Source organism: Arthrobacter sp. BPSS-3 (assembly GCF_044628475.1).
GTDB lineage: Bacteria > Actinomycetota > Actinomycetes > Actinomycetales > Micrococcaceae > Arthrobacter.
The window spans coordinates 220,979-230,523 of sequence record NZ_JBIMMV010000007.1; the positions used below are offsets into that span (position 1 = coordinate 220,979).

Annotated in this window: 6 protein-coding genes, 2 rRNA genes and 2 pseudogenes; 2 read left to right on the plus strand and 8 right to left on the minus strand. The window is 67.8% G+C overall.

All coding sequences use genetic code 11. The features are described from left to right. Positions 1 to 17: 17 nt before the first annotated feature. From ACFVY3_RS12730 to ACFVY3_RS12750, 5 genes and pseudogenes are all read right to left on the minus strand, one after another. A pseudogene (locus tag ACFVY3_RS12730) lies at positions 18 to 152 on the minus strand (FAD-linked oxidase C-terminal domain-containing protein); the annotation flags it as partial. A 95-nt stretch (positions 153 to 247) separates the two neighbouring features. After that, positions 248 to 637, minus strand: a pseudogene (locus tag ACFVY3_RS12735) (alpha-amylase family glycosyl hydrolase); the annotation flags it as partial. A gap of 394 nt (positions 638 to 1,031) precedes the next feature. Continuing rightward, positions 1,032 to 2,030, minus strand: a complete 999-nt coding sequence (locus tag ACFVY3_RS12740; protein ID WP_400159988.1) for a sugar ABC transporter permease — start codon at positions 2,028 to 2,030, stop codon at positions 1,032 to 1,034. Then, complete coding sequence (locus ACFVY3_RS12745; RefSeq protein ID WP_400159989.1) at positions 2,027 to 3,688, minus strand: ABC transporter permease subunit; 1,662 nt, start codon at positions 3,686 to 3,688, stop codon at positions 2,027 to 2,029. The genes ACFVY3_RS12740 and ACFVY3_RS12745 overlap by 4 nt, the downstream gene beginning before the upstream one ends. A 121-nt stretch (positions 3,689 to 3,809) precedes the next feature. Then, positions 3,810 to 5,114 (minus strand): maltose ABC transporter substrate-binding protein, encoded by a 1,305-nt coding sequence (locus ACFVY3_RS12750; protein ID WP_290258788.1) that lies wholly within the window; start codon positions 5,112 to 5,114, stop codon positions 3,810 to 3,812. A 334-nt stretch (positions 5,115 to 5,448) separates the two neighbouring features. Between ACFVY3_RS12750 and ACFVY3_RS12755 the strand changes: the two genes are divergently transcribed. Together ACFVY3_RS12755 and ACFVY3_RS12760 are read left to right on the plus strand one after the other, a co-directional pair. Next, the gene (locus ACFVY3_RS12755) at positions 5,449 to 7,185 is read left to right on the plus strand and encodes a glycoside hydrolase family 13 protein (protein WP_400159990.1); all 1,737 of its coding nucleotides are present in this window, start codon (positions 5,449 to 5,451) and stop codon (positions 7,183 to 7,185) included. A 2-nt stretch (positions 7,186 to 7,187) separates the two neighbouring features. Further along, positions 7,188 to 8,222 (plus strand): LacI family DNA-binding transcriptional regulator, encoded by a 1,035-nt coding sequence (locus ACFVY3_RS12760; RefSeq protein WP_377973043.1) that lies wholly within the window; start codon positions 7,188 to 7,190, stop codon positions 8,220 to 8,222. A 164-nt stretch (positions 8,223 to 8,386) separates the two neighbouring features. Here ACFVY3_RS12760 and ACFVY3_RS12765 read toward each other — a convergent pair whose 3' ends face one another. The 3 genes from ACFVY3_RS12765 to ACFVY3_RS12775 form a co-directional block, all read right to left on the minus strand. After that, positions 8,387 to 8,875: a hypothetical protein gene (locus tag ACFVY3_RS12765; RefSeq protein ID WP_400159991.1), complete on the minus strand. Its 489-nt coding sequence runs from the start codon at positions 8,873 to 8,875 to the stop codon at positions 8,387 to 8,389. Positions 8,876 to 9,080: 205 nt separating this feature from the next. Further along, a 5S ribosomal RNA gene (gene rrf, locus ACFVY3_RS12770) occupies positions 9,081 to 9,197 on the minus strand. A gap of 231 nt (positions 9,198 to 9,428) precedes the next feature. Beyond that, a 23S ribosomal RNA gene (locus ACFVY3_RS12775) occupies positions 9,429 to 9,545 on the minus strand; the annotation flags it as partial.

Below are 9,545 nucleotides of genomic sequence, written 5' to 3' on the forward strand. Positions count from 1 at the left end.
GTTGCAGCACAGCCGGGCTAGATGGCCTTGCCGGGGTTCAGGATCCCGGCTGGGTCGAAGAGTTCCTTGATCCGGTACTGCAGCTCGCGGACCGGTTCCTTCTGCTCCAGGCCCAGCCAGCGCAGCTTGTACTGGCCCACACCGTGTTCGCCGAGGGCACGCCGTACCAGGCCTCGTAGCTGCTGTGGTCCGGGGAGAAGTAGTAGTAGCCCGCCTCGGGCGCGTCCGGGCCGGCCAGTGCGTTCCGGAACCATTCGTGGGCGTCGCCGGAGTGGTTGGCGGTGAGGTCGCCCATCACCTTGAGCCCGCGGGCGTGGGCCGCCTCCACGAGTTCCACCAGCGCCTGGTCTCCGCCGAGGAGCGGGTCCACGGTGGCGAAGGTGGCGGCGTCATAGCGGTGGTTGGAGCGGGCCGGGAAGAAAGGGGTGAGGTACATGATGTCCGCCCCGAGCGCCTGGATGTGGTCCAGCCGTTCGGTGATGCCGGGCAAGTCGCCGCCGTAGAACTGGTACGGCGTCACCGCCGACGCGCCCTCCACCGGAGTGGTGTGCCAGTCCGCGGGGACGGCCCAGTCCGGTGCCGGGTGCGTGTCCGCCTGCGCGGAACGGGCGAACCGGTCCGGGAAGACCTGGTACATGGTCCCGGTCCGCAGCCAGTCCGGCCCGGCCGGGTAGGTGCCCAGCCGGAAGTCGGCGTAGTCGGAGACGTCCCGGCCGAAGAGGCCCTGGGCGTTCAGCTGCCAGTTCCGGCCGCCGGCCTCGATCAGGAACCGGTAGCGGAGGACGGGGTTGGTGGCCGTCGTCGCCGCCTCCCACCACGCCCAGCCGTCGGCGCTCCCGAGGAGGTCGCAGGGATCGTAGCGTGGTTCCCCGTCGTGCAGGGAGCGGAGCCAGACGCGGGACGCCTCGCCCCACCCGACGGGGATCCGGAGCCGCAGCCGAACCGGGCCGCCGCGCTCCACGCCGTCCGGGGCATGGAGCGCGGAGCCGTCGTGGTGCGGCAGGAGCCCGGCGGCAGCGGCGCCGGACACCCTAGCCCTTGACCGAGCCGGCCGTGAGGCCGCTGACGATGTACCGCTGCAGGTAGAGGAACAGGGCCATGACGGGCAGGGCGGAGATCACGGCGCCGGCGGCGAAGACGCCCCAGTTCTCCGAGCGCTGCTGGGCGACGAAGGAGTAGAGGCCGACGGCGAGGGTCTGGCTGTCCGGGTCGGTGAGCACCACGGAGGCGATGACGAACTCGCCGGAGATGGCGATGTAGGTCAGGAGACCCACGACGGCCAGGATCGGGGTGACCAGGCGCATGATGATGCCGAAGAAGATCTGGGTGTGGCTGGCGCCGTCAATCTTGGCCGCCTCGTCCAGGGACTGCGGCACGGTGTTGAAGAACCCGTACATCAGGTAGGTGTTTACGCCCAGGGCGCCGCCCAGGTAGACCATGATCAGGCCCAGCTGGCTGCCCAGCCCCAGGGCCGGGATGACCTCGGAGATGCCGCTGAGGAGCAGGAAGATCGCGACGACAGCGAGCAGTTGCGGGAACATCTGCAGCAGCAGCAGGCTCAGCAGCCCCACCCGGCGGCCGGTGAAACGCATCCGGGAGAAGGCGTAGGCCGCCATGGCGCCGAGGAACACGGTGGCCGCGGAGGTGATGCCGCCGACCACCAGGGTGTTCAGGAACCAGCGGGCGAAGGGCCGGGACGGGATGTTGAACAGGGCGGTGAAGTTGCCGAAGTCGATCTTGCTGAATAGGGCGTTGGATCCCACCAGGGTGCCGGTGGAGTTCAGCGCGGCGGAGAGCACGTAAAGGAGCGGGAAGATCGCGAAGATGGTGACGGCGATGCCCACCAGGTGCCGCCAGCCCTTGTCCGCGAACCAGACGCCGAAGGGGCGGCGGCGGTGCGAGGACTTGAGGCGTTCGACGTCGGCGGCGGTGGCGCGGGCTGCCTCCCCCGTTGCAGGCTCCGCCGTCGTCCCGGTGGCCTGGTCCGTCGGGGTCGCCGACGATGCGGTGCGCGATGCTGGCCCGTTCATGAGTTCACGTCCTCGAGTGCCTTGGTCTGCTTGAAGCTGATGGCCGATACGGTGGCCACGATGATGAAGATGATGATGGCAAGGGCGCTGGCCAGTCCGTAGTCGCGGCCGGTGCCCTGCCCGAAGGCCACCTTGTAGACCAGGGTGATCAGGATGTCCGTGGCGCCGATGTCCCGTGTGGTGTCCGCGAAGCGCGGGCCGCCGCCGGTGAGCATGAAGATGACGTTGAAGTTGTTGAAGTTGAACGCAAAGGACGAGATCAGCAGCGGGGCGATCGAGACCAGCAGCAGCGGCAGCTTGATCGACCGGAACACCCGCCAGGCGCTGGCGCCGTCCATCCGGGCAGCCTCGTCGAGTTCGGAGGGCAGGGACTGCAACGCGCCGGTGCAGACGAGGAACATGTACGGGTAGCCGAGCCAGAGGTTGACCACCAGGACGCTGATCTTGGCCAGCACCGGATCCGTCAGCCAGCCGATATGGGCGCCGCCCAGGAGGGTCTGGTTCAGCCAGCCGAACTCCGGGTTGAGGATGCCGGACCAGACCAGGCCGGTGAGGAAGGCGGGGAAGGCATAGGGCAGGATCATCAGGATCCGGTAGACCTTCTTGCCCTTGAGGTCCTCGCGGTTGAAGGCGATGGCCAGGAACAGGCCCAGGGCGAAGGTCAGCGCCACGGAGGCAATGGCGAAGGTGAAGGTCCAGAGAATGACGCCCAGTAGCGGCCCGCGCAGGCTCGGGTCGGTGAAGGCGCGGGAGAAGTTTTCGAAGCCGACGTCGATCTTCCAGCCGGTGGACAGCGTCTGCCCGTCGGCCGCGGCGAAGGCGCCCTTGCCGTTGTCGCGGTAGACGGCCCCGCTGTCCGTGTCCGTGAAGGTGTCCGCGCCGGCGTCGTACTTCAGCGAGGGCTTGAACTGATAGGCGTTGCTGCCGTCCGCGGTGCGCAGTGTTCCGTCGGCCGGGTCGGCGGAGACGGGGACGGTCAGGGCCAGGATCTTCTGCTGGTTGGCGACGATCTCCTGGAAGTTCAGGGTCTGGTAGCCGTCCAGGGACTTGGCCTTGCCGGTGGAGTCCTTGACCGCGCCGGCGGCGTCCTCAAGGGGCTTGTCCGTGCTGCCGAGGGAGACCTTGCCGGCCGGGTCGGTGAAGAGCAGGTAGAACGAATCGCCCTTGGCCAGGACCGAGGTCTTATAAGCCGGGGAGTCCGGGACGCGCTTCTGGGCGGTGAGCTGGATGGCGGCGATCGCGTCATCCTTGGTGCTGTTGTGCCCGTCGCCGTAGTTGGTGAAGGCGATGTAGCCGCTGAAGACCACCACGAAGACCTGGAAGATGAGCAGGAACAGGACACCGGGGGCCAGGTATTTGGCCGGAAGTCCGCCCTTGCGCAGGTAGATCCAGTTGATCGCCAGGACCACGACGGCGGAGACCACCAGGACGGTCCAGGAGTGGCTGAGGAACAGCATGGTCAGGACGAAGACGGCCAGCGCATCGACCAGGCCCAGCAGGACGATCTTGGCGATGATGCCCTTGGTCCCGTCCGGGGAGGTGCGGCGGCGGGCTGACCCGGCCTGCCGTCCCGTGCGCTTGCCCGTGCGGGATCCCGCGCCCGGGGCTGGCGGTGCGGCGGAGGGGTCGGTGCCCTCGCGGAGTTCTGTATCTGGCATGGCTCTTCAGTCCTTGGGAGAAGCAGGGTGATGCAGGAACGGGCCGGGCGGTGTGGTGCCGCCCGGCCCGGAGCTGTCCGGATCCCGCCGCGGCTGTTCGCGGCGGGATCCGGGGCGGGGGCTAGCCCCCGATCTTGGTCTTGATGCTGGCAGCCATCTTGGCCCAGTCGGCGGCCGGGTCGCCCTGGCCCTTGATCAAGGACAGTTCGGTTGCACCCCAGTCAGCCCAGACGGCGCTCATTTCCGGGATGGCCGGCATCGGGACGCCGGTGGCGCCGATCTTGCCGAAGGCCGCGACGACCGGGTCGCTGGCGGCCTTGTCGAAAGAGGCCTTCAGTGCCGGCGGGCGGCCGCCGGCCTTGTACATGGAGTCCTGGGCTGCCTCGGAGGTGAGGTAGTTGGTGACGAACTCGTTGGTGGCCAGGGCGTTGGCGCTCTTGGAGCTGATGAAGAAGCCGTTGACGCCGATGAACGGCTGCGCCGGCTGGTCGCCTGCGGTCGGCAGCGGGTCAACAGCGAACTTGATGCCCTTCTTCTGCACGTCCGGAACGTTCCACGGGCCGGTCAGGTAGTACGGGGACTCCCCGGCCAGGAACTTCTCCTTGGCGATATCACCGGTGATGTTGGAGTTGATGATCTTTTCGCCGGCGTCACCCCAGGCGGCGAGCTTCTTGGCGAACTCGACGCCGGCAGCGTCGCCGATGAGGAGCTGCTTGGGGTCGTAGCCGCCGTCGGCAGCCTTGCCGAAGACCTGCGAACCCATCGAGGACTGCAGCGGGTACAGGTGGTACGGGTCGCCCTGCTTGGGGTCCATGCCCACCAGGAACGGGAACTTGGCCTTGCCGTCGGCGACGGCCTTCTTGCCGTTGCTGATGACCTCGTCCATGGTCTTGGCGGAATCGGAGACGATTGCCGTGTTGCGCAGCAGTGCGATGTTCTCGATCGCGTACGGGACACCGTAAACCGAGCCGTTGTAGGTCATGGCCTTGATCGAGGAATCCTGGAAGGAGCCCTTCTTGTCGCCGAGTTCGACGGGGGCGATCACGCCGTTCTGGACGAACTTGCCTACCCAGTCGTGCGGTCCGACGATCAGGTCCGGGCCCTTGCCGGTGGGGACCTGGGTGATGAAGTCGTCACGGACGGCGGCGAAGTCCTTGACCACCAGTTTGACCTCGATGCCGGTGTCGGCCTGGAACTTGGCGGTGATGTCCTTCAGCGCCGGGGAGCGCTCGGCGTCGACCCACATGGTGATGGTGCTGGCACCGGAGGCCTTGAGGTCCGGCTTGGCCGTGGCGGACGGCGAGGCCGGGGAGGTGGCTGCCGCGCCGCCGCAGGCGCTGAGGGCCAGCGCGGCCACGACGGAGACGGCACCTGCCGTGAAAACCCGGCGGCTGGTGCCGGTGGTGAGGGTGTTCTGCACCTTCATTGGTGTCCCTTTCATAAAGATCCTGCATCCACACGTGAGGCCCGATCGGATCGAGTCGGGCCTGGTGGCATCGTCGGTGATGTGGCTCACAGCTGCAAGCGCTTCCAAGTTACACGCCGGTAGGTGGTTTGGGAAGTCGGCATTTGCCGGGCGTGTCGCGGGCGCCGGCCCCTCCGGCCGGCCCTTAGGGCTCCTCAGGCCGCCGATTGGCCCGGCGTTACAAGCAAATTCGCATCACTACCCCGACGGAGGTGCCCCGGTGCCGGGAGAGGCGGGTGACCGAAACTTCTGGAAGCGTTTTCATTTCGGTGTCTTCGGCCTTACGATTACCGGCATGTCAGTTGATACAGTCCCCGCCGCCCTCGCCGGCCCGTTGACCCTGGTGCACGCCGCAGACCACACGCCCGGCTGGTGGCGGTCCGCCGTTATCTACCAGGTCTACCCCCGGTCCTTCCGCGACCTGAACGGCGACGGCGTGGGCGACCTCGCCGGTATCACAGCAGAGCTGCCGCAGCTCGCCGAGCTGGACGTCGACGCCGTCTGGCTCTCCCCCTTCTACCGCTCCCCGCAGCGCGACGCCGGCTACGACGTCAGCGACTACTGCGACGTGGACCCGCTCTTCGGCACCTTGGACGACTTCGACGCCATGATGGCCGAGGCCAAGCGCTTGGGCCTGCGGCTGATCGTGGACCTGGTGCCCAACCACTGCTCGGACCAGCACGCCGCGTTCCGGGCCGCCCTCGCCGCCCCGGCCGACGGCCCGGAGCGGGACATGTTCATCTTCCGCGACGGACTCGGCGAGTCCGGCGAGCTTCCCCCGAACAACTGGCAGTCGCACTTCGGCGGTCCGGCCTGGACCCGGATCACGGAGCCCGACGGCACGGCCGGCCAGTGGTACCTTCACCTCTTCGATTCCTCCCAGCCCGACTTCAACTGGGACAACGACGCCGTCCACGCCGAGTTCGAACGCGTCCTGCGGTTCTGGCTGGACCGCGGGGTCTCGGGCTTCCGCGTCGACGTCGCCCACGCCCTGGTCAAGGCCCCCGGCCTGCCGGCGTGGGGCGGCCGCGCCGACGGCAACAGCTCCGACGGCTTCCCCGGCCACGAGGCGCCGATGTTCGGCCAGCCGGCCCTGCACGACATCTACCGCGCCTGGCGCCGGATCCTGGCCGAATACGGCCCGGACCGGATCCTCTGCGCAGAGGCCAATGTGGACCCGCTCCCCCGGCTGGCCGACTGGGTCCGCCCCGACGAGATGCACCAGGCGTTCAACTTCCCGTACCTGCACGCCGGCCTGGACCCGCACCGCATGCGCCGCGTGGTGACCGAGTCCCTGAACGCCCTGGACGCCGTCGGCGCCCCGACCACCTGGGTGCTGTCCAACCACGACGTCGTCCGGCACGCCACCCGCTTCGGCTACGACGGCCCGGCACCGCGCGACGGCGACGGCATCGGTCCCGCCGATCCCCAGCCGAACGCCGAGCTCGGCCGCGCCCGCGCCGCCGCCGCCACGATGTTCATGCTGGGCCTGCCCGGCGGGGCATATCTCTACCAGGGCGAGGAACTCGGCCTGCCGGACGGCATCGACATTCCCGACCACCAGCGCCAGGACCCCACCTTCGGGCGGACCGGTGGCGAGCGGCTGGGCCGCGACGGCTGCCGTGTCCCGCTGCCGTGGCGGGCCGGCGAACCGAACAACGGCTTCGGTTCCGGCGCGGACCCGTGGCTGCCCCAGCCGGAAAGCTTCGGCGCCTTGGCCCGGGACACCCAGGCCGCTTCGCCGTCGTCGCATTTGAACCTCTACCGCAGCATGCTCGCCCTGCGCAGGCAGCTGCGCCTCGGCGAGGGCTCCCTGGCCTGGCTCGAGGACTGGTCCACGGACACCTCGCTGGGTTACCTGAACGGGACCGTCGCGGTGCTGATGAATGTGGGCCACGAACCGCTCGACCTGCCTGCCGGAACCGTGCTGCTCCGCAGCTCCGCGGCTGCCGCCATGAACGCCCCGGAGCATCAGTTAGGCTCAGGGGAAACTGTTTGGCTGGAAATCTACATCGAGGACACGGAGAGCTGAAAATGCCCGGCATCAAGGACGTCGCGGAACGGGCCGGCCTCTCCATCGCCACCGTTTCACGCGCCTTGAGCGGCAAGGGCAACGTCTCTCCCCGCAGCCGCGCGTTGGCCCAGGCCGCGGCCGCGGAACTCGGGTTCGTCCTCTCCTACCATGCCTCCAGCCTGGCGTCCGGGCGGAACCACAACGTCGGCGTCGTGGTTCCGTCCGTGCACCGCTGGTTCTTCTCCGCGGTGGTGGAGGGTGTTTCGGCCACCCTGCTCGACGCCGGCTACGATCTCACGCTGTACAACGTCAGCGACGGCGAGGAGCGGCGGCACAGCGTCCTGAACGACTTCCTGCTGCGCAAGCGGGTGGACGCGGTCATTGCGGTGTCCCTGGAGCTCAGCGAGGCCGAAATCCAGCAGCTGCTAGCCATCCACCGGCCCATCGTTGGCATCGGCGGCCCCCTCCCCGGGGCTCCCACCATACGGATCAACGACTCTGCCCTGGCGGAGGCTGCCGCCCGGCACCTGATCCAGCTCGGGCACAGCAGGATTGCGCACATGACCGGAGACGCCGCCTACGACAAAGACTTCCGCCTGCCGGGCACCCGCCAGGCGGGTTTCACTGCGGCGATGCACGGCGCCGGCCTTCCCGTGCGGCCGGAGTGGCTGGTCTCCGCCGACTTCACCATCCAGGGCGCCTACGCCAGCGCCCGGCAACTCCTGGGGAGCTCCCCGGAGCGTCCGACGGCGGTGTTCGCCGCCTCCGATGAGATGGCGATCGGCACCATTCTCGCGGCCCGCGACTTCGGGCTCCGCGTACCTGAGGATCTTTCGGTGATCGGCATCGACGGCCACGAGCTGGGCGAGGTCTTCGGCCTCACCACCATTGACCAGGATGCCCGCGGCCAGGGCGCCCTCGCGGTCCGGCGCCTCCTGGAGGGGCTGGAAGGCGGCAATGGGGAGCCGGCCGCCACGGACATGGAATACCCCACCCGGTTCGTCATCCGTTCCAGCACGGCCGTGCCCCCGGCCGACGCGTCACCCCTGCACTAATCGTCTCCGCCGCACCAAGACCGCAGCCTGGCGTACGTTCCTGCCCAGTTACTTCACAGCCCGAGCACTTACTCAACCGCAGCGGCCGGATTGTGGACCTTCCTAGGTTCCTTCCCGTGATGCTTGGGCGAGTAACTGGGGAGGATGGTACGGGGACGCCCCCGTTAGCCCTGGTCGCCGCCCATGAACCGGACATAGCGCTGCAGAATCATGGGCCAGAGGCCTTCGTACTCGTCACGGGTCACTGCCGGGTGTTCTGCGCCTTCCCATCCGCTGTGAACCAGACGGAGCTCGGTACCGGCATCCACAGCCCGGAACGCTACGCGAATCTCCGTGGACCACAGCGCCTGGGTTCCTGGGTGCCAGCTGGCGTGGAAGGAGAGAGGGGGCTGCCAGTCGTCGATGGTCCCCCAGATGGAGGTGCGGCCGTCGTCCGCGGTTTCCAGGATCAGGCTTTCCTCGAACTCCACGTAGGATCCGGCCCCGTACACGCCGTGCTCCTCGAGCGGCCACCACAGGTGCGTGTGCTCGGTGAAACCCACGAATGCCCTGGCGACGGCGCCGGGTACGACGACGGTGCACACCAACGGGTCAAGACCCTCGGAGGGCCCGGGCGCTGGGGCGGCAGCTGCGTGGCTGAAGAGGTTATCCATGGGCATCAACTCTACTAGGGCAGTCGATGGCGCCACCCCGTGCATAATCCCGCTTCCAGAGCCAGCTCAGCGGGGGGGCTCCTACGCCGTTGCTGCCGGCTCCAGAGCCGGCTCAACGGGAGGGGCTCCTACGTCGTTGCTGCTGTGGTCGTTAAAGAGCTCAGGCCCCGACACTGAGTGTCGGGGCCTGAGCCGCTAAATGATGTTCCGGCGGTGACCTACTCTCCCACACCCTCCCGGGTGCAGTACCATCGGCGCTGTGGGTCTTAGCTTCCGGGTTCGGAATGGGACCGGGCGTTTCCCCCACGCTATGACCGCCGTAACCCTTTTACCCGGACCCCTGGTCGTGCCGCCCGTGGTGGGGTGGCTTTTTCCTGGGGTGGGAAGTCTGTGGTTACAACTCCTGCCCTGGGGCAGGTGGTGGTGTTGTATTTAATTATGGTTTGGTTCCGTGCAACACAACTCACCGGTGGTGGGTTTGTTGGTTGGGAACCACATAGTGGACGCAAGCAGTCTTGTTCTTCATACCCACCCCGATGGATCGGGGTGGTGTGTGGTGTAAGTTATCGGCCTATTAGTACCGGTCAGCTTCACGAGTCTTTAGTCCTCGCTTCCACATCCGGCCTATCAACCCAGTGGTCTGGCTGGGGGCCTCTCACACACAAGGTGT